The organism is Paraburkholderia diazotrophica, assembly GCF_900108945.1.
GTDB lineage: Bacteria > Pseudomonadota > Gammaproteobacteria > Burkholderiales > Burkholderiaceae > Paraburkholderia > Paraburkholderia diazotrophica.
In genome coordinates, this window is sequence record NZ_FNYE01000013.1 from 156156 (window position 1) to 176321 (window position 20166).

Annotated in this window: 15 protein-coding genes and 1 pseudogene; 4 read left to right on the forward strand and 12 right to left on the reverse strand. The window is 61.6% G+C overall.

Features of this window, described 5'->3' with window-relative positions; all coding sequences use genetic code 11:
* The first annotated feature begins 278 nt into the window (after nt 1-278).
* Nucleotides 279-533 (forward strand): DUF2866 domain-containing protein, encoded by a 255-nt coding sequence (locus BMW76_RS18460; protein WP_090867564.1) that lies wholly within the window; start codon nt 279-281, stop codon nt 531-533.
* A gap of 72 nt (nt 534-605) precedes the next feature.
* On the opposite strand, the gene BMW76_RS18465 is transcribed toward BMW76_RS18460, so the two are convergent.
* Nucleotides 606-848 (reverse strand): hypothetical protein, encoded by a 243-nt coding sequence (locus tag BMW76_RS18465; protein WP_090867566.1) that lies wholly within the window; start codon nt 846-848, stop codon nt 606-608.
* 62 nt (nt 849-910) lie between these two features.
* Nucleotides 911-1441 (reverse strand): lecithin retinol acyltransferase family protein, encoded by a 531-nt coding sequence (locus BMW76_RS18470; RefSeq protein WP_090867568.1) that lies wholly within the window; start codon nt 1439-1441, stop codon nt 911-913.
* A 457-nt stretch (nt 1442-1898) separates the two neighbouring features.
* Here BMW76_RS18470 and BMW76_RS18475 point away from each other — a divergent pair, with 457 nt between their 5' ends.
* Together BMW76_RS18475 and BMW76_RS18480 are read left to right on the forward strand one after the other, a co-directional pair.
* On the forward strand, nt 1899-2183 hold the full coding sequence (locus BMW76_RS18475) for a hypothetical protein (RefSeq protein ID WP_087739001.1): 285 nt from the start codon (nt 1899-1901) through the stop codon (nt 2181-2183).
* Between the two features lie 5 nt (nt 2184-2188).
* Nucleotides 2189-2959 (forward strand): PP2C family protein-serine/threonine phosphatase, encoded by a 771-nt coding sequence (locus BMW76_RS18480; protein ID WP_090867570.1) that lies wholly within the window; start codon nt 2189-2191, stop codon nt 2957-2959.
* Nucleotides 2960-2990: 31 nt separating this feature from the next.
* On the opposite strand, the gene BMW76_RS18485 is transcribed toward BMW76_RS18480, so the two are convergent.
* From BMW76_RS18485 to BMW76_RS18525, 9 genes and pseudogenes are all read right to left on the reverse strand, one after another.
* Nucleotides 2991-4337, reverse strand: coding sequence for a sigma-54 interaction domain-containing protein (locus BMW76_RS18485; protein WP_090867572.1), 1347 nt, complete (start codon nt 4335-4337; stop codon nt 2991-2993).
* Nucleotides 4334-7390 carry a peptidase domain-containing ABC transporter gene (locus BMW76_RS18490; RefSeq protein WP_090867575.1) on the reverse strand — a complete coding sequence of 1019 codons (3057 nt, stop codon included), beginning with the start codon at nt 7388-7390 and terminating at the stop codon, nt 4334-4336. Before BMW76_RS18490 ends, BMW76_RS18485 begins: the two co-directional genes overlap by 4 nt.
* Nucleotides 7391-7425: 35 nt before the next feature.
* Nucleotides 7426-8178, reverse strand: coding sequence for a peptidylprolyl isomerase (locus tag BMW76_RS18495; RefSeq protein ID WP_090867577.1), 753 nt, complete (start codon nt 8176-8178; stop codon nt 7426-7428).
* Between the two features lie 98 nt (nt 8179-8276).
* Nucleotides 8277-9650: an HlyD family efflux transporter periplasmic adaptor subunit gene (locus tag BMW76_RS18500; RefSeq protein WP_090867578.1), complete on the reverse strand. Its 1374-nt coding sequence runs from the start codon at nt 9648-9650 to the stop codon at nt 8277-8279.
* Nucleotides 9631-12181 (reverse strand): annotated as a pseudogene (locus BMW76_RS18505) (FHA domain-containing protein); the annotation flags it as partial. The pseudogene BMW76_RS18505 and the gene BMW76_RS18500, both read right to left, overlap by 20 nt.
* A gap of 276 nt (nt 12182-12457) precedes the next feature.
* Nucleotides 12458-13966: an efflux transporter outer membrane subunit gene (locus tag BMW76_RS18510; protein ID WP_177200425.1), complete on the reverse strand. Its 1509-nt coding sequence runs from the start codon at nt 13964-13966 to the stop codon at nt 12458-12460.
* 253 nt (nt 13967-14219) lie between these two features.
* A complete protein-coding gene (locus BMW76_RS18515) occupies nt 14220-14474 on the reverse strand; it encodes a hypothetical protein (protein ID WP_090867581.1) in 255 nt (84 codons plus the stop codon).
* Nucleotides 14475-14782: 308 nt separating this feature from the next.
* Nucleotides 14783-15208 (reverse strand): DUF4399 domain-containing protein, encoded by a 426-nt coding sequence (locus tag BMW76_RS18520; RefSeq protein WP_090867583.1) that lies wholly within the window; start codon nt 15206-15208, stop codon nt 14783-14785.
* 61 nt (nt 15209-15269) lie between these two features.
* Entirely contained in the window at nt 15270-15695 is a 426-nt protein-coding gene (locus BMW76_RS18525) for a DUF4399 domain-containing protein (protein WP_090867585.1), read from the reverse strand.
* Nucleotides 15696-16023: 328 nt separating this feature from the next.
* Between BMW76_RS18525 and BMW76_RS18530 the strand changes: the two genes are divergently transcribed.
* Complete coding sequence (locus BMW76_RS18530; protein ID WP_090867587.1) at nt 16024-17937, forward strand: SUMF1/EgtB/PvdO family nonheme iron enzyme; 1914 nt, start codon at nt 16024-16026, stop codon at nt 17935-17937.
* Between the two features lie 47 nt (nt 17938-17984).
* Here the strand turns inward: BMW76_RS18530 and BMW76_RS18535 are convergent, their stop codons facing one another.
* Nucleotides 17985-20141 (reverse strand): serine/threonine protein kinase, encoded by a 2157-nt coding sequence (locus BMW76_RS18535; RefSeq protein ID WP_090867589.1) that lies wholly within the window; start codon nt 20139-20141, stop codon nt 17985-17987.
* Between the last annotated feature and the right edge of the window lie 25 nt (nt 20142-20166).

Consider the following 20166-nt stretch of genomic DNA (forward strand, 5'->3'; position numbering starts at 1 on the left):
CCTGTTGAGCCGCCTGAGCATCGGCGGCGTTTTTTTATCCGCCCGGGGGTGACGCCTTCCGTTGCAACTCTTTGCATGGGACGGGAGTGGGTGCTCAAGCCGCGAACTCCCGTCCACCGCGCTGCATGGGATCGGATTGAGTGCTTTGCATGGGGCTGGAGTAAGTGCTGAAGCACTAACTCCAACCGACAGCTAAAGCGCCAACTCCGATCGACCGCGCTGCATGGGGCTGGAGTAAGTGCTGAAGCACTAACTCCAGCCGACACAGGAGATATACGATGGTCGAAGATACGGTGCTCGAACATCTGCGCGCGCTGCACGGCAACGCGCAAACGCTCACGATCCGCAGCTGCACCGTTTCGCCGCCGATGCAGCATCCGTGGGGACGCTCGTACCGGCTCGTCGAATGGACCTTCAGGCACGACGTTGAATCCTGCCGGCGCGTCGTGCCTGCCGAGAGCACGCCTCGTCAAATCGCCGAGGCCGTAATGTCGCACGTGCCCGGGCGGCGCTTCTGCCAGCCTGGCGGATAGATTGCGCGCCGCACAGCGCAAGCCGCTCGATGCGCGGGCCGCGTGCGTTGCACGCCGGGTCGCCGTTTTTCATCACGCAGTCCTCCATGCGGACATCGCCGGCCGCGCTTGCGCCGGCGGGAACACATTCCACGATCCGTCGTCGTGACGGAAGAAGAAGATCGACAGCAGCCCGCCGGGACGCGCGGCCTCGACGCACACGCAGCGCCGATGCATCTGCGTGCGGCAGAAGCGAACGACGCGCGCAGGCATCGCGGGCGTGGGCGCGAGCCATTTGTCGACGGCCCAGTGCAATGTCTTTTCGGTCGGGCTCATGGTGGTCTCCTTCGCGTCTTTGTGTGCTTCAAACTTCAAATGCCGGGTTCATACCGCCGGGTTCATACTGCGTTAACCACGGCGTGGCCGATTTTCATCCGGTTGCGGACGAAAGCGCTCACGAGGCACAGCAGCGCATGCACGCCCGCGCGCGGATGTGTGAAGCATTCGTGAACCTGTTCGCTGCGGCTTTCACCGAGCAGGCACCATGCGCAGAAGTGCTCGCAGTTGTTCGTCAGCAGGCGATAGCGGTTTTCGCCGAGGCGCGTACGGGCGCGCAGCACGGTTTCTTCGCCGGAAAACTTCGGGAACGGATGCGGACGCACGGCGACGGCGTGACCATCGGCGAACTGTTCGAGCGGCACTTCTTCGACGGGACCGCGATGCGCCGACTTGGCGAAACCAGCGTAGTGAATGACCTTGCCGTTGCCCGCATAAATGCCGTGGTGTTCATAGCCGCGGCGTTGCGTGATGAGGTGAGCACCGAGAGCGGGTTCGTCATCGGAACCGCCGAACGCGACATCCGCCGATGCATAAGCGGCCGCGCGGTTTGCGCCTTGTTCACTGCTTGATTGTTGGAGGTTGCGGTTCATGGCTTTGGTCCAGCTATCCGATTCAAAAGGCCAACACTGTTGCCGACTCTTTTGCATCAAGCGGACCAGGCGAATCAAGCCATTGATTTAACGATAGATTTCCTCCGAAAGAGCAACTTGCAGGCGCGCTGTGTATGGATGATCCCAACAGGAATTCGGGCAGTAGTGTTGCGCCGACACCATCACTTTGCGTGCAGCCGCGACGCCCGGAGCCGCGCGCAAGGTGTTGGCTTCCCCACCTTTTGCGGCCGCCGTTAGTCGGGCCGCCGCCAACGCAACGAGTCGCCCGCATGCCGCGCAATCAGAGGGCCGTCGCCGTCATGCCGCGCCCAGCAACGATCGGCAAGAAAGCTCGCGAGCGTGAAGCAAACTGGCATAGGCCTTGCACTTTAACCGGCATCACGCATCATTCTCTGACTCGCGGCCTCATGACTGATGGCCCATCGGGAGACACGTCATGGCATCCATCAACATCAGCGACCTGCCCCTCAACCTCGCACTCGATCGCAAGGCAATGTCCGCGATCAGCGGCGGCGGTGGCGCTCCGTGGGTATTCGGCTGGATCACGCCGTTCGTGCAGAACACACCGAGCGTCGGCCCCGTCGTGAACCTGTACGACGTCACGAACAACTTCTATGCTAACCAGATGATCAACCAGTTCCAGACGGTCAACGTCCAGAACACGGGCAACAACTCGAACGTCATTACCGCTCCTGACGAACGAAGCCTGAACCGGGCTTAGATGCCGTGACCTGTATCAGTCAATTCCGGTGGGCGTCGGCGGCACGCTCCGACACCGGCCGCGTGCGCGAGATCAACGAGGACGCCTGCCTCGATGAGCCGCGACGCGGCCTTTGGGCCGTGGCCGACGGCATGGGCGGCCACGCCGTCGGCGATCTCGCGAGCCAGCTCGTCGTCGGAATACTCGCGCAGCTACCGGACGTAGCGGGCATCAAGCAGTCCATCGCCCAGGCGCGCACGTGCCTGCAAGACGCGAACCGCCAGTTGCGCGAAGAGGCGAGCCGCCGGCAGGTGCCGCGCATCGGCACCACCGTCGTCGTGCTGCTCGCATGCGACCGCTTCTGCGGCTACCTGTGGGCGGGCGACAGCCGCATCTATCTGTTGCGTGCAGGGCAGTTGCGCCAGCTGACGCGCGATCACAGCCAGGTGGAAGAGCTGCGCCGCTCCGGTTATCTGACGGAAGAAGAAGCGCGCAATCATCCCGCGCACAACATCATTACGCGCGCGGTCGGCGCAACCGATCATCTCGATCTCGACGAAGACGCGATCGAAGTCGCGGACGGCGACGTGTTCCTGCTATGCAGCGACGGCCTGAGCAACGAAGTGACGGACGAGGAGATTCACAAGACGCTCTCCACCGTCGATTGCCTGCATGCCCCCGGCGAACTCGTCGATATGGCGCTGGCGCGCGGCGGCCGCGACAACATCACGGCCATCGTCGTGCAGGCCGAAGACCCGCATGCGTCAGACAAGACGCTGCTCAATCCGGCGCCCTGATACGACGCTTCGTTTTGGTCATTGTGTTGCGTCATTGCGCTTCGTCGTTGGCTTCCGCCTCGTCCTTGCGCGCATTGGCCTGCGCATGCTGGCGGCGAAAATCCTTCGAATGCAGCCCGTGCTTCTTCAGCAGCATCTGAAGATGCGAGCGGTTCATGTCGACGCGCCGCGCCAGTTCCGCGACCGTGCCGCCCACTTCCTGCAAACCGCGCTGCAAGAACGCCTTCTCGGCTTCGTCGCTCGCGGCGCGCTTCGCATCGCTGAGCGAAAGCAGGTTCGTCACGCTTGCTGCGCCGTTCGCGGTGTCGCTCGCCACGCCGGGCATCAACGAAGCAATTGGAGACGAAGGGCGCATGTCCGACGGCAAATGATCGACATCGGCGATATCGCCCGCGAGGCACGAAATGCGGTACATCACGTTGCGCAATTCACGGATATTACCCGGATACGAATAGGTCAGCAGAAAGTCCCTTAATTTAGGGGTTATTCTCACGGGACGGCGCTTGAGCACGCCCGCTGCCTCATCGCCGAAGTACTGGATCAGCAGCGAAATTTCATCGCGCCGCTCGCGCAACGGCGGCAGCGTCACATGAATAACGCTCAGCCGATAAAACAGATCTTCTCGGAACGTGCCCTGCTCGCTCAGCTTGCGCAAATTGCGATTGGTCGCGGCGACGATGCGCGTATCGACGCCGATCGGCTCGTCGGAACCCACGCGCTGTATTTCGTGCGCTTCCAGCACGCGCAGCAGTTTCACCTGCCCCGTCAACGGCAGCTCGCCGATTTCGTCGAGAAAGATCGTACCCGTATGCGCGCTTTCGAATTTGCCTTTGCGGTCGTTCGTCGCGCCCGTGAATGCGCCCTTGCGATGACCGAACAGTTCCGATTCCAGCAGGTTGTCCGGAATCGCGCCGCAGTTGACGGAGATAAACGGCTTGTCCGCGCGGCTGCCGTTCGCGTGAATGACCTTCGCCATCAGCTCCTTGCCGGTGCCGCTTTCGCCGTCGATCAAAACGGGCAGATCGGTCGGCGCGGCCTTCTCCGCGATTTCGAGCGCTTCAAGCAGCTTCGGGTTGTCGCCAAACGTGCCTTCGAAAATGAAGCTGCGCGCAAGCAGCGCCTGCCGCCGCGCGCCACGCGACTGGTCGCCGCGCAACGGCTCGACGACAGCCGCCTGCACGAAGCGCTCCTTGTGCGACATCTGCATCACTTCGTCGCGCAAGGAACTGGCCTGTTTCAGGACCTTTTCGATATCCGCGCGTTCGAGCCGCGACGACCAGCGCAGCGTCGAACGCAATATCTCGATCTTCTCGATCAATCCCGCGTACGAGAGGGCGGAACTGCTTTCTTCAGGTTGCTGGTCGAGTATCTTCATCACGCGCTCAACTGTTTCTGGACGAGCTGGTAATACATGCCCTTCCGGTTGACCAGTTCCTCGTGACGCCCCTGCTCGACGATCGCGCCTTCGTACAGCACGAGAATCTTGTCTGCGCGCATGATCGTGCTCAGACGGTGCGCGATGATGACGGCCGTGCGTCCCTTGAGGATGTCGTGCATGTTGCTGAGGATATTGCTTTCCGACTGCGTATCGAGCGCCGACGTTGCCTCGTCGAATACGAGCAGACGCGGATCGTGATACAGCGCGCGTGCAATGCACAGACGCTGGATCTGTCCGCCCGACAGGCCAATGCCGCGCTCGCCGACGATCTGTTCGTAGCCGAGCGGCAGCTTGCTGATGAACGCATGCGCGTCGGCCATCTTCGCGACTTCTTCGATGCGCCGCCGGTCGGGCGTATCGTCGCCGCTCGCGATGTTCTCGGCAATCGTGCCCGAGAACAGCAGATTGGACTGCATCACATAGCCGATCTGCGCGCGATAGAACGCCTTGTCGACCACATTCATGTCATAGCCGTCGACGGTCATCTTGCCGTCGCTCGGCGCATAGAAGCCGACCAGCAGCTTCGCGAGCGTCGTCTTGCCCGAGCCGCTTCTTCCGACTATTGCGACGAGTTCGCCCGGCTTGATGTCGAACGTGATGTTCTCGAGCACATACGCGCCCTCGTTTTCGCCATAACGGAAATAGACGCCATTGAGGCTGATCGCGCCTTGCAGGTCCGGCAGCATCACGCGCGAAGGCAGATCTTCCGGCTTCTGCTCGGGCTCGATATCGAGCACGTCGCCGAGGCGCTCCATCGCGACGCCCGCATCGTTCAGCATGCTCCACAAGCTGACGAGTCCCATCAGCGGCGTCAGCACGCTGCCCATGAATGCATTGAATGCGATCAACTGGCCAATCGTCATCTCGCGCGCAAGCACGAGATTCGCGCCGACCCAGAGAATCGCAATCGTCGTCGCGGCATTCAGCAACTGGCTGATAAAGCCGATCAGGATGTTGAACGCGTGCGCGCGGTACTGCACTTCGAGAGCTTTTGCGTACTTCTTCTCCCAGCGCAGACGCACGGGCCGTTCGATGCCCATGCCCTTTACCGTCTCGACGCCCGATAGCGCCTCCATCAGGAACGACTTCGAATCCGTTGCCGCCGAAAACGTCTCGCGCGCGTAGTTCTTGATCTTCGGCGTAGCGACAACCGTCAGAGCCGTGATGGGAATGACGAATGCGATCAGCACCATCGTCATCTTCGCGTTGTAGAAGAACATGATCGCGAAGTAGATGAACACCATCAGCAGATTGAGCGCCGTCGTCACCGTCGATTCCGTCAGGAACGCGCGGATCGTCTGGTTCTCCTGGAAGCGCGCGAAAATGTCACCCGTCTTGCGCTTTGCGAAGAACGAGAACGGCAGCGACATCGTGTGCTTGAAGAACTGCGACATCATCGCGAAGTCCATGTTGCGAACCATGAAGTTCGACAGGTACGCACGGATCATCGACATCAGTTGCGAGAACACATTCGAAATGATCAGACCGAGTATCAGCAGATGCAGCAGGCTGATGTTCTGATGCACGATCACGCCATCGAGGATATTCTGGATGATCAACGGCGGAATCACGCCCAGCACCTGAATCACGAACGTCGCGAGAAACAGATGCATCAAGATCTTTTTGTACGGCGTCAGATACGCGACGAAACGCAGCCACGGCGAGCGCGACGCCGATAGCTGCACGAGGTTCGGCCCCGGCGTGAACAGCAGACACGTGCCGCTCCAGCCGCGCTCGAAGTCTTCGATATTCAGCTTGCGAAAGCCCAGCGCGGGATCGGCGAGCCAGACGTGATCCTTCGACACGCCGTACACGATGATGTAGTGGTAGCCCTCCCAGTGCACGATAAAAGGCAGATCGAAGCCGCGCAACGAATCGAACGTGCATTGCACGCCGCGCGCGGTGAAGCCCAGCGATTCGCCTGCGCGCGCGAGGCTGTCGAGCGTCGCGCCCTGTGTCGTCACGTTCGCGAGCTCACGCAGCTTGCCGAGTGTCATCGGTATGCCGTAGTGCTTGCAGATCATCGCAAGGCACGCAGCGCCGCAATCCATTTCCTCCGCCTGCTCGACGAGCGCGAAGCGCTTGATCACGCGTTCGCCGAACTCCGGCTTCGTATGAAGATCGAGCCGCAGCGGCATCTTGCGGCGCTGTTCGATGCGCTTTTGCCGGTCCAGCTCGCGATCCGCGTATTTGATGCGCTCGTCGAGTACTTCGCGCAGTTTCGGATTGCGCTCGAGAATGAAATGCACCGTGCGCTCGGGAATGACGAGCAGCCGCGTGTCGGTCGTGGCAATCACCGACGCTGCCTGCTCCTGCCGCATCAGGCAGGCCTTTTCACCGAAGATCTCGCCGTCGCGCAGCGTCGCGAGCGTATAGTCCGTGCCGTCTTCGTGGCGAACGATGCGCACTTCGCCTTGCCGCACCACATAGAGACGCCGGTCGTCGCGCCCGTCCTGCTTGAGGATCTCCTTTCCGGCCGTGACGCGCTTGACGCCGACGCTGCGCACGTATTCTTCGAGTTCCTGCCTGTTCAGCTTGCCGCGCAAATCGAATAGCTGCGCAACGAAGCCGCCCGCCGAATTGATCGCGACATAGCTCGCGACAAATGCGAGCGCGGCCTGATTGCCACCGATGACAGGCTCGATCGCCGCGCGCGGAATGAACAGCAACTCCGTCTTGCCCGAAGAACGCACGGACGACTCGTGCACATACGCGCGCAGCATCGCGATGTCGGCGAACACTTCGCCCGACTTGCGCACGCCCATGCTGATTTCCTTGCCGTGCTCTTCGGTGAAGATGCGCACCGAGCCCGACTTGATCAGATAGAGACCGTCGGCGGGATCGCCCACGTTGCACACCGTTTCGCCAAAAGAATAAAAGCGCGATTGCACGTGTTCCGCGAGTCGTTCGAGTTCTTCGCGTGTGAACGGCGACAGGATCTCGACCGTCGACAGAAAATCGGCAACGGACGGCGTGGTTTGCGGTGCATCCATGATGCTCGTGGTCCCCGGCAGTAGCGCGCTTCAGCTCAGAGCGCTTCGATGATGTGTTCCTGGGCGCGTGTCATCAGCCACTCTTCGCGCAGCAGGCGTTTGATTTCCGATGCGGCATCGGCGTCGAGCTCTGCCGGATATTTCGCCGTCACGGCAAAGATCTCGAAGCACGAACGGTCCGGCGAAGCGAACGGCCCTAGCAGGTCGCCGACTGCCGCGTTAAAGATCTTCGCTTCGATATCCGGTTTCAGCGAACCGCGCAGTACCTTGCCGATCACGCCGCCCGATACATTCGTATCCGCAATCGAATGCTCGCGGGCCATTTCCGCGAATGCATCGGGATCGTCGTTCAGATACGAGATCATCTCCTTGGCCTTGCCTTCGTCGTCGAGAAGAATGTGACTGATCTCGATCGCGTCGAACTTCGGCGAATTCATCGAGAAGTACTCTTCTATTGCGCCGTCGCTGCACACCTTGTCGAGCATCTTCTCCTGATACAGGCTATCGGTGATGAACCCCTCGAACTCGTCGAGACTGATCTTGAGCGTGTCGAGGTACTGGTTCATGTCGGCCGCGCGATGCAGCCCCCGCACGCGCCGGAACTGGTCGGCACGTTCCTGGATTTCGTCGGCGCTCACCGTCACGCCATGCTTCTTTGCGGCGTGCACGGTCAGCTTGTCGCGCACCATCTGCTCGATCAGGCTTTCGAACTGGCCGGTGAGCTTCAGCAGGCGTGTGAATTCGCCGACATCCACGACTTCATCATCGATTCGTACGATCGCGGTCATTTCGTCCGCTCCTTCTAATGGTGGCCCGAACGAACTGGCGGGCTGGCGGTTGTATGTTGACTACGGCTTGCGTTGCAGCGCGTTCAGATCGTGGCCGGCTATCCAGCCAATTGCCTGAACGGGTCCAGCCCCAGGTCGATCAGCCGCCGCTCGCGCACGACGATTTCGGCGCTTGCCGTCATCCCGTAACGCAGCGGATAGCGGTTCTCCGCGACCTGGTAGTAATTCTTGTCGAGCGACACGCGGCCTTCGTAGACAGGCTGCTTGTCCTGCGCCGAAGGTTTCGTCGCCGGCGAGATATACGCGAGCGTGCCGTTGATGAGCCCATAGCGCTGATACGGAAACGCGTTGAATTTCAGCTTGACGGGCATGCCTTCGTGCAGGAAAGCGCGGTCGCGCTCGGCGATTTCGATCTTCAGCACGGGGCGCGCGTCCTTCGGCGCGATGCCGCCTAGCGGCGTATTCGCCTGGATCTTGTCGCCCGTTTGCGTCGATGTCACATCCGTGATGACGCCCGATGTCGGCGCGAGGATCAGCAGGAAATTGTCCTTGTCGATGTTCTCGAAGCGGATGCGCGCAGCAGCATCGGCGACGAGGCGCGCCGTCTGCAATTGCAGGCGCAGCTTTTCTTCGGTGCTCGTGATCTCGCGAATCGCGGCGTCGTATTGAAGCTGCAAGCTCGTTGCCTGCTGGCCGCTCGTTTCGAGTTGCGCATTGGCCTGCGCGTATTCGTGGCTCAGCTTGAAGTCGAGTTCCGTGAGCTTCGATTGCGCGACGCGATAGGCGTTGTCCGCTTCCAGATACGCATTGCGCTTCGCATCCACCTGCAGTTCGGCCACGCCGCCGCCGCCCGGCTGCGCGAAGAGGCGCGCGTACTTATCCGCTTCCTGGCGCGCGGCGTCACGCGTGCGGCGCGCATTGTCGAGCGTGCTGCGCGCTTCTTCGAGTTCCGCCTTCTGGCCTTCCGCGAGCTTGGTCGTGCCTTCGGAAATGCGGTTCTCGTGCAGACGCTCTTCCACTTCGAGTTGATCCTTGAGCGCGGCCGCCCTTCGTTCCATCAACTCCTTCTTTTGCGGAAACTCTTTCCATTCGCGCTCGGCATCTTCGAGTTTCAGTTGCGCCTGCAACGCATTGGTCGCCGCTTCGATTGCGCCGCGCGCATTGATGCGCGCGAGCACGTCGCCCTTCGAGACGGGCTGCCCTTCTGCGATATACAGATCAGTCAGTTCGCCGTCGATCGGTGCGTAGATGCGCCGCACGTCCGATTCCGGCGCGAGCATGCCTTGCGCCGTCACGATCACATCCGCGCGTCCGATGAACGACCACAAGAGACCCGCGACGACCAGCGCGACCAGCGTCAGCACGAGCGCGGTCGCAATGCGCACGGGCTCCGCGGTGAGGATCGCGATGCCCTCGGCACTGTGATCTTCGAGCGCTTCGTAAAGCGGCTTCGGATGATTGTCGCGCTTCACTCGTCAGTGCCTCCAATCAACGTGAGCTTGGACTTCAGCAAGCCAGGCTCGAGCACCATCCGCAACTCCTGCAATGAACGGCGCTGCAATTGCGTTTCCGCTTCAATGTCTTCGAGCAGCTGATCGGACCCGGCGGGAGGCGGCGCTTTCAATTGCGTATAGATGCGCATGCCCTGTTGCGCGGACGTATTCGCTTCCGAAAGCAGACGCGCCTGATTGCGAAAGCCCTCCGAAACGCCCGCTTCGAGACGTTGCGTGCCGCCGATCGAACCGTTCGCGCGATATTGCCGCCACAGTGTCTGCGCGCGATTGATCGAGTCCTGCGCGCGAGCGAGCGCCCGGTCGCGCAGCGCATCGACATCGGATTGAATTGCGCGCACGTAGTACGCGTCTTCGACGGGGTCGAGGCGCGCGTAAAACGACAGCAGCTTGTCGTCGCGATTGCCCGCGCCGCGGCTTTTCTGCAAGTCCGCGAACTGGTCGAGCACCGCCTTCTTGTGCGCAAGTTCCGCCGCGAGTACATCGGACCACGGGCCAGCGGGCATAGCCTGCAAGCCGGCTAGCGCCTGCTGGCTGTCGCCGCTCTGCCACGCCGCGCTCACGGCATCGTGCTTCGCAATGACTTCCGCCGACGGCAAGCGAGTCGCGCTCAATTGCCTGTATTGCGACTGAAACGGCGGCGTGCTGAAGCTCGCCTTCTTCATCAATGCGAGCAGCGGCGTCAGATGACGCGCCGTCATTTCGTTGAAGATCTCCGTGTACTGCCGCAAATCTGCGCGCACCGCATCGAGTCCGGCGAGACGCGGATAACGCTGCGCGTAATCGTCGAGCACGGCCGTCAACGCGTTCGGCTTGTCGCGTCCCAGTTCTGTCGCGATCGTCGAATTGAGCCGATCGATCGCGGCGAGATACACCGAATCGTCGCTTTGCAGCTTGCGCAGATGGCTCATCGCGAGCGCATACGGCTCGGTAAATTCAGGCACATACGACGCAATGCGGTCCAGTATGCGCTGATGCCCTTTCGCATCGTCATCCCAGCGCTTCAACAGATTGTCGATGCGGCGTTCGTCGCTGTAGATGTGAATCGGCGCGTCGGGGCCGCCGCGGCCCACGACGAAACGCTCGAGTTCGCCGACCCAGCGCAACTGGTCGATCAGCGAAACGGCGTCCGGGTTGCCCTCGCTCGATGTGCGCATGCCTTCCACCAGGGACGCAGCGTGGTCGAACTGCCCGGTGCGCAATGCGGCGAGCCAACCGGGCACGCGCGCTTTCATCAACGCTTCGCTCGCGAGCGACCTGATCGAATCGCTGGCGGGATGATGTTGCAGATAAGACGTGGCGGAATCCGCCGCTTGTTCGTATTCGCCCGCCGAGAGCAGATTCTTCACTTCGCGCTCGGACGCACCGCGCATGTAGAGCGCAACGGCAATGCCTCCGACGACGATCAGCACCGCAAGGCCGCCCCAGCCGATGCGCCGCATCGTCGTGCGATCGCCGCCCGCGAAGGTGCGCGTCAATTCGCTGAGCAGCAGTTGCCAGCGGCGGCGCGGACGGCGCGGCGGCGTTTCCGACGACTCTTCCGGCGTCAACGGCGGCGAGTTCTCGTTGACTTCGTCTTCACGCTGCAACGCGCGATCGACACAAAAGATGTCGAGAAACGAATGCGCCGCGCCGACGAACGTCGTCTTGTCGGGATCTTCCGCAGGCATCGCGACGGCAGCAACGGGCGCAGGCGTGTCGGCAACGACGGGCGAAGCGTCGGCGGCGAGCGGCGGCGGCATCTGCGTGACGGTGGGCTCGATTTCGAAAGACTTTTCGAGCGCAATCCGATAGACGAAATGATCTCCGCCGAATCCGACCACATCGCCGTTTTCCAGCGCGACAGCCGACTCGCCCAGCCGCTTGTGATTGACGAATGTGCCGTTCGTGCTGCCGAGATCTTCGATCCACGGTTCGCCGCTCTTCAGAAAAATATGGGCGTGGCGCCGCGAAATGTAATTGACCTGATGCGGATAGCGGTCCTTATAGCGCGCAAACAGTTCGTCCGTCTTGCTGACAAGAAACGGAAATACAGGGATGTCGATCGCTTCGAGTCCCAGATCGGCACGTTCCGGCTTGAGCGTTACCGTCAGATGCTGAACGCCGCGTGCGGATGCGGAACTGAACGGGCGAGGTTCGACGGCGACGCGATAGCTCAACTCGCCGCCAAAGCACAGTTCGTCGCCTGCACGCACGCGTGCCGGCGACTGACGCACGGCATTGCCGTTTACCGTCGTGCCGTTCTTGCTGTCGAGATCTGCCACATAAACCGCGCCGTGCTCGCTAAAGATGCGCGCGTGACGCCGCGAAAGCTTCGTGACCAGATCGCGCGAATACTCGGCAAAAGGCGGCTCGCTGCGGCCGATCGCGAACAGATCGTCGACGATGCGGATAGGGCCCAGGGACGGATGCGAGACGGGAAGCAGCAGGACGTCGAACTCCTTGTCCAGAGCCGCCCGCATCTCAGCAATCGGAGCTTCGCCGGGATTCATGTCTTTGCATCACCAAGCGTGGACACCTGACGCATGAGCGACAGGACAGAGCTTTCGACAGGCGCGGCGACCAGAGCGTATTCGACGCAGCCACCGGGTTGGACGCTAATCCGGCAGCTAATCAGGAATTTTAAGTCACGCATGGTGTTAGTCAATTATTGGTCCGGCTATTGCCGCTGCCGCAAATCGTTTGACTCGACGCAGTACTTTTAAGAACCGTGCCAGTGCTTTCCATTGGCCAGCAGTACCCGTTCATGACGGAATTTGCTGCCGCGCTCACTGCTTGACTTGCGCTTCGACATTGACGGCCGGCCAGCCGCCGCCGAGTGCCTTGTAAAGCAGTACCGTGTCCGACAGTATTTGCTGATGATTCGTCAACAGGTCGAGTTGCGCCTGAAGCAGCGTGCGCTCCGTTTCGAATACTTCCAGTTGCGACACCACGCCCTCGCGCAATTGCGACTGGATCTGTTGCGCTACCACGCCAAGGCGCTGCACTTCCTGTTGCAATTCCACCCGCTGCTGCCTGTGCGCATCCAGACTGACCAGCGCGTTTTCGACTTCTTCGAATGCCGCCATCACCGTTTGCCGGTACTGCTGTTCGGCGACGGCCATTTGCGCTTCCGTCGTCTTCACGTGAGCACGCACGCCCGGATCGAGCAGCGGAATATTGATGCTCGGCATCAGACCGAACGTGAACGACTTCAGCAGCTCGGACAGCGCAAAGCTCGCTGTGCCGCCGTGCGCCGTCAGACTGACAGTCGGCAATTGCGCGAGCTTCGCTTCGCCGACGAAGTCATAGCCTTCGAGCACGCGCAATTCCGCCGCGACGATGTCGGGCCGGCGCGACAACAATTGCGAAGGCAGTCCGCCCGGCACGGGCGGCAGTTGCACGCGCTGCTGCAAATGGCCGACAGGCACCGTGAATTCGCCGGCGGGCACGCCGATCAGCGTGCACAGCGCGTTGTTCGCGATGCTGCGAGAACGGCGCAGATCGATCAGATCCTTCGTTAGACGATTGACTTCCGCCTGCTGGCGCATGACCTGCGTCTTCGGAATGAGGCCGTTGCGGTTCATGCCGTCGAAGATCGAGAGAATCTGCTTGTTCTCGTCGACCATTTTTTGCTGCGCTTCCATCTGGTCGTCGAACTGAAGAATCTGGAAATACGTGGTCGCCACGTTCGACACCAGTTCCAGATAGCCCGCGCGCCAGTCCGCTTCCGTCGCGTGGAATTCGGCCTTTTGCGCCTGCACGCCCTTCTCGACCTTGCCCCAGATGTCGATGTCCCAGTTCACCTGGGCAGCGACGTTGTACTGCTTGGTAAACGGCTGCCCTGTGACCTTTTGAAAATTGGCGCCCGCGCCGAGATCGGCCGTCGGCAACGCGCCCGCCTTCGCTTCGCCGATCTGCGCGCCCGCGACGTCGATGCGCGCGGCCAGTACCTTGATATCGAAGTTGCCCTGAATCGCCTTGTCGATCAGCGTGTTCAGATACGGGTCCTGGAAGCCCTTCCACCAGTCGGGCACGATGGTGTCGGCGGGCGAAACGAGCGAGCCCGTCTTGTCCGACCACGATGCTTTGGCCGGCGTATCGGGACGCTTGTAGTCGGGCTGGTGAACGTCGACGCAACCGGCTAGCAGTGCCGCGCAGATGGCGGTGGATGCGATTGCGCGAACGACATTGGCGATACGGCTTTTCGGCGCTTCGTCGCGGGTATCCGCATGAACGCTCGCGGACGAACCCCGTTGCGTGCAGCAGGCGACGAACGAATCAGGCAACGCAGACACGATATTCTCCGATCTTTCCCGGCTCTACTGCACGTGCAAAGCGCGCCATTCAAGTAAAGCACGTCCAGCGCGGCATCACTATGGATGTCGGCGGATTTCGTTCGGCGTGGAGTTCGTGCGGTGACGCGGCGGTCTTGTGAAAAGGACGATTACGTTTTCGATCTTTTTGACGGCGGTGGCGACGTCTTTAGTGCGAGCGCGCCTGGCTATCCGAGGCGGCCGGTCCAGACAGCCTCGGATGCGCGCGCGAACGTCAGTTCATGACGATACTGTTTCCGGCCGTCATCATCGGAATGATCTGCGTCGTCGAGTTGCTGTTGGCGCCCACGTTCGTGATATTCATCTGTTGCTGAACGAACTGCGGCGCGTTGAGCGTCTTGCTGTTGTCGAACATGAACGACAGGCTCGGGAACAACGGATTGGCAAGATAGCCGCCGCGGACGGATTTCAGTGCTTCGCTGTCGAGTTCTTCGGCAACGGGCAGGTCCTTGATCATCAGTGCGCTCATGACAGTTCTCCCATGAGAAAAGCGAAGGATTCGCGAGATATTTGGGTGGGTGCTTCAAGCATCTTGTCTGCTCGAGCCTCACTCATGCATGGGTCGTGCCAGGTGCACTGCGTACACTTCGAAAAAGCTTTAGAGCCTTTCCCGCATTGCGTTGCCTGTCAAAACGCGTCTGTGTATACGAATTACGCATGCATTCGCCTGCCGCGCATGTGACGCCGCATGGCAAACACTCACAGCGGATCTGTTGGGTCGAAAAGAACACACGCAAAGTACTCACTAATCCCGGACTATTGAGTACATGCGTTCGTTTACTTCGCAATCACGGTGATCTTTTTCGAGTAGACGGGTGGATCGTGCGGAACGTGGTTTTCGTCGCCCATCAGCAATTGAAGCGTGTGCTTGCCGGGCGGCAATTCGATCATCGTCTCGGTTTCCCCCGCGCCGAAATGCAGATGCTGGCGATCGGAAGGAATCCCCTGATCCACCGGCGGCAGGTCGGTGTCGATCAGCAAGTGGTGGTGGCCCGTATTCGGGTACTTGACGCCCTTGGGCGCGACGCCCATGTAGCGCAAGCCGAACCACACGCGAAAAGGCTTGTTGGCGGGCACGACCTGTCCGTCATTCGGATAGCCGATATACGCGTATGCACCTTTCGGCGCGGGCGTCGGCCCGGCGAAGGCGATATTCAACGAAGCGAGAGCGGCAAGCGCCGCGGCGGCAACGATCCTGGTCATGGCTGCTGTTCTCCGTCTTGCGCGCATTGCACCGGCCCGCCGGCGCAGTGGCGGCGCGTGCTCACTTCACGATGATGGTGATCTTCTTCGAATAGACGGGCGGATTATGCGGAACGTGGTTGTGATCGCCGAGCAGCAATTGCAGCGTGTGCTTGCCGGGCGGCAACTCGATGCGCGCATCCGTTTCCCCTGCGCCGAAATGCAGGTGCTGGCGATCGGAGGGGATCTCCTGATCCATCGGCGGCAGATCCGTATCGATCAGCAGATGGTGATGTCCCGTATTCGGAACATTCACGCCCTTGGGGCACACGCCCATATTGCGCAAGCCCATTCGCACCCAGAGCTTGCCACCCGTAATGACGGTGCCGTCCGACGGCCAGATGATGTACTCCTCGGCTCCGGGCGGCGAAGGCGTCGGTCCTGCGTAGGCCTGTGCCGAAGCGAGAAAGAGCGCGCCGAAAATCGCCAGCCTTGTTCTTCTTTGCATTGCGCAATCTCCGAGGGAGGGTCAGTGCTGCTTGCTTCCGTTTTAGCTTAGGACGTAACTTGTCAAAAAGATACGCCACGCTCGTTAACGTTCTGACGTTTCGAATCGCGTGCTATCGTTGAAGAGGGTGGTCCATGCAAAAGCAATGCGTCGCGCGGGCGCCGTCCATCGCACACGCAATATCGGGAACAGCTGCATGCTTCGCCGTCGATTGCAATGCAGCGAACGGCTGTCGTTCTCATTGCGCGCTGGGTCCCTCCGGCTGGTCCCGCCGGTTCGTCCATAGCGAGGTTCCTTCCAGAACTTCCAGAACAAACAGGATCTGAAAATGTGGCGAAAACTTCTGCTGGTTTGCATCATCGGGGCACTCCAGATGCAAGCAGCCGCCGCGCAAACGCTACCGCGCGAAGCAGGCGCTGCCGCTCTACGCATCGCAATGGACGATGCCGTTACAGGTTCAGTCGAGAGCGCCGGGCGCAAGGTCGCGCTCGTGATCGGCAATGCGGACTACCCCGTCGATGCGCTGCCGAACGCCGTGCGCGATGCGCAAAGCGTCGCCGACAGGTTGCGCGCTCAAGGTTTCGATGTCGTGTTGCACACGAACGCGACAGCACAACAGATGCGCGACGCGCTCGCCGAATTTCGCCGCCGCTTGAAGCCGGGCGGCACCGCCCTGTTCTACTTCGCTGGACACGGATTCCAGGCAGGGCACTCGACGCTGCTCGCTTCCGCCAGCGCCGACCCACGCGCGCCCGCGACCTTGATGACGGCGAGCGTCGATCTGTCGGGCGTGCTCGATACGCTCTCCGAGCCGCGCGCACATGCGCTCAATCTCGTGGTGCTCGATGCATGTCTCACGCAGCCGTTCGCGCGGTCTGTCGCGGCGATTCCGTTGCCTGCGCAAACGCTCATTGCCTTCGCGGCTGCGCAGGGCGCGCAAGCCGCCGACGGCACGCGTCACGGCATCTTCACGGGCGCATGGCTGCGTGAAATGGCCCGTGCACCGGATCAGCCACTCGACTCGATGTTTGCTCGCGTCACCCAACGTGTGATGCAAGCAACGCACGGCATGCAGAAACCGTGGGCCGTCTCGTCGTTGCCGAAGCCCGCGCGCGTATTGGCATCCCGTACTTCTACGCTGGCCCTGGATGATTCAACAAATTCACTTGTCACGTTGAATAGCCGGGGCATTTTGCCGAAGGACAGCAACGAGCAATACGAATTGACGTTCTGGGATTCGATCAAGGACAGCAATTACGCGAGCGACTATGAAGCGTATCTGAAGGCCTATCCGAACGGCCGCTTTGCGGCGCTCGCGAAAGCGCGCATCGAACGGCTCAAGGCAGCGGGATCGGCGACGCCGCCTGCCACGCACGCGGCGCCCGCTCCTTCGGCGCCGCCCGCCCCGGCACCGGCGCCGAAGACTGCGCCGACGCCCCCGCCGGCTTCCACACCCGCTCCTGCACCGAAAGCCGCAGCGACACCCGCGCCTGCTGCGCCGACGCCCGCGCCCGCGCATACGGCGACGGGCGGCGAAAGCAAGGACTGCGCGGCATGCCCCGTCATGGTGTCGCTGCCAGCAGGCTCGTTCACGATGGGCAGCAATTACGACCCATCGGAGAAGCCGCCGCATCACGTGACGATTTCCGCGCCGTTCGCAATCGCCAGAAACGAAGTGACGGTCGAGCAATGGAACGCGTGCGCGGACGTCAACGGATGCCCGAAGCTGTCGTCCGAAAACAGCTCCGTGAAGAATGCACCCGCGCGCGATCTCAGCTGGGACGATACGCAGGCCTACGTGAAATGGCTCAGCAAGACAACGGGCAAGACCTATCGGCTACCGACTGAAGCCGAATGGGAATACGCGGACCGCGCGGGCACCTCGACGAAGTACTGGTGGGGCGATCAGATGCGCAAGGGCGTGGCCAACTGCAAGGACTGCGGCGATCCCTATCACAAGGAAGCGCCGGAACCCGTCGGCTCATATGCGGCAAATCCATATGGACTGTACGACATGAACGGCGGCGTCTGGGAATGGGTCGGCGACTGCTGGCATAACTCATACCAGAACGCGCCGACCGACGGACGCCCATGGGACGCCCCCGGCTGCAACATGCGCGTGATTCGCGGCGGCTCATGGCGTGAAGGCAACGACTACATGCTGAGCTCGACGCGCTTCAAGTACAGCCCGAGCGTGCGTCAGTCGCAAAACGGCTTTCGTGTCGTTAAAGAACTCAAGTGATCTGGAGGCTGCGCGTATTACACGAAATACGCGCGCGCTTTTTACTTTTAATTCGGCCGCGGCCTGCTGTTGATCTGCGCAATATCGGCGACGATGCGGTCCTGCCCGTATCTCGCCGCAAGCTGCTTGAGCCGCGCATCGAGCGCGCGCAGATAGTCCGCGCGCGACTCGCTCTCCGGGCGCGGCGCATCGAATAGCGGCGCAGGCGTGATCAAAAGGACAACCAGTTCCTGGCCGAACGGCTTCGAGACGACCCACTCGCCGCCGTTGCCGATCGTCGCCGAGTAGTGCGGCGGTGCCTGATTACCCTTTGCGCGCGGCCCCGGCACCATATGTACTACCGTGCCATCGAGTACGTAATAGTCGATGTTCACATACGAGTCGTAACCCGGCGTCGTCACATCGACGACGAGAGGATCGCCTTCCGTCAGCACGCCATTCGGCATGCGCGCCTTTAGCGAACTGATGTGCCCCACCAGCCAGTTATGCGACCAGTAGGGACCGAGTTCCTTCAGGATGTCGCACTTGTCGTTGCTCACGTGATGCACGTCGACTTTCGTCGACGCCACGCCGGCCAGGGTCGCCAGGCGCTCGTTGACTTGCGCCTCGCCTTGCTGCGGCACGAATCCTCGCACCTCTACCGCGCGATCCTGAACGGAAGCGGCCAGCGCCGAGCACGGCAGTGACGCGAGCACCGACGTGACGGCGGCGAGCGTCGGCGGCGCGGGCGTGCTGGGTGCTTGCCGCGGCGGCGGCGCGGAGGCCACGGACGCAGCGGAAGGCTGCGCAGGTGTGACGGGTGTAACAGACGCGGGCGACGTTGGCGACGCGGCCGCGCTCTGCGCAGACGGCGCCCCCGCCTCCGGCACAACAGACGCCTGCCGCGCGTCGTTCTCGTGCTCCAGGTTCTGCGACGCGCGATAAAAGTACAGCGCGCCCGCCGCCGCGCAAGCGAGTGCGAGACCCGCGACGCCGGACTTCACCAGCATTCCTGTGCGGTCCGGGCTGTGCGTCGCCGACTTCGGCGCGGATGGACGCTCTTGGGCACCGAACTCTTCGACGAAGCGCGACACGGTCGGCGTGCGCGCCTTGCGATCGAACGCCAGCGCCGAGCGCAGTGCGCGCCATTGACGGTTGCCCAGATTCTCCGGCCGCTGCGGCTGGCGATTCGCGGCACGCGCCTGAGTCGCCGACATGCGCTCGAACGGATGACGTCCCGTCAAAAGCTCATACGTAATGCAACCGAGCGCGTAGATGTCGTCGCGCGGATCGGGCTCGTGATGCTCGAGCATTTCCGGGCTCGCATACGCGGGCGTCAACGCGCCGAGGCTGGCCGGATCGAATACGGTCGCATCGCTCTCTTCTTCGGGGCGCTGAAAAACGCGCGCAATGCCGAAGTCGATCACCTTGACTTCGCCTGTATCCGTGAGGAAAACATTCGCGGGCTTGAAATCGCAATGCACGAAACCGCGTTCATGCGCATACGCAAGCGCGTTCGACATGCCGCGCACAATCGGCAACGCGGACTGTACGGGCATGCCCTTGAAATCCGGTGTGCGCAGGATCTGGCTCAATGGCTTGCCCGACAGGTACTCCATCGTCAGATAAACGATGGGGCCTTCGCGATCGAAATCGTAAACGGTGACGATATTTCGGTGCGCGAGTACCTGTGCCTTGCGCGCCTCGCGCTGCAACGCGATCAGCGACTTCGGATTGCCGCGGAACTGCGTATTGAGCACCTTGATCGCGAGATAAGGCTTGCGGTCGGACGCTTCGAGCTTGCGCAGATCGAGTGCCTTGTACACGGTGCCCATCCCGCCCACGCCCAGACACTCTTCGAGAACGAAGCGGTTGTTCAGCGTATCGCCCGTGCCCTTCACCTGATCGAGGCCGGACAGCACGGAGGACGTATCGGCGTTCCTCCCAGGCGGCGTGATCAGGCGCTCGGGTACGGTCTGCACGCGCGTTTCCTCACCGCCCGCAGCGGCAAGATTCGACACCGGCATCTGCTGGATCCGGCGGCGCACTTCCGCGTAGAGATCAGGAGGCAGGGGCTTCCTGGTGTGCGCTTCGCCAAGTATTTCAAGCAGACGAGCCGAACCGAGACCTTCCGTCGTCAGCGTGCTGTCGAGTTGAGCGACAAACGCGTCTTGCGTGAGCGCGCCGCTCTGAAAATCCCGAATCACGTGCGCAAGGCTAGCCATGTGTTCAAAGCGCTGCAGCTCCCGT

Excerpts from the sequence above, each read along its gene's own strand:
- BMW76_RS18460 (WP_090867564.1), top strand. The coding sequence starts at position 279 with ATGGTCGAAGATACGGTGCTCGAACATCTGCGCGCGCTGCACGGCAAC.
- BMW76_RS18465 (WP_090867566.1), bottom strand. The coding sequence starts at position 848 with ATGAGCCCGACCGAAAAGACATTGCACTGGGCCGTCGACAAATGGCTC.
- BMW76_RS18470 (WP_090867568.1), bottom strand. The coding sequence starts at position 1,441 with ATGAACCGCAACCTCCAACAATCAAGCAGTGAACAAGGCGCAAACCGC.
- BMW76_RS18475 (WP_087739001.1), top strand. The coding sequence starts at position 1,899 with ATGGCATCCATCAACATCAGCGACCTGCCCCTCAACCTCGCACTCGAT.
- BMW76_RS18490 (WP_090867575.1), bottom strand. The coding sequence starts at position 7,390 with ATGGATGCACCGCAAACCACGCCGTCCGTTGCCGATTTTCTGTCGACG.
- BMW76_RS18495 (WP_090867577.1), bottom strand. The coding sequence starts at position 8,178 with ATGACCGCGATCGTACGAATCGATGATGAAGTCGTGGATGTCGGCGAA.
- BMW76_RS18515 (WP_090867581.1), bottom strand. The coding sequence starts at position 14,474 with ATGAGCGCACTGATGATCAAGGACCTGCCCGTTGCCGAAGAACTCGAC.
- BMW76_RS18520 (WP_090867583.1), bottom strand. The coding sequence starts at position 15,208 with ATGACCAGGATCGTTGCCGCCGCGGCGCTTGCCGCTCTCGCTTCGTTG.
- BMW76_RS18525 (WP_090867585.1), bottom strand. The coding sequence starts at position 15,695 with ATGCAAAGAAGAACAAGGCTGGCGATTTTCGGCGCGCTCTTTCTCGCT.
- BMW76_RS18530 (WP_090867587.1), top strand. The coding sequence starts at position 16,024 with ATGTGGCGAAAACTTCTGCTGGTTTGCATCATCGGGGCACTCCAGATG.
- BMW76_RS18535 (WP_090867589.1), bottom strand. The coding sequence starts at position 20,141 with ATGGCTAGCCTTGCGCACGTGATTCGGGATTTTCAGAGCGGCGCGCTC.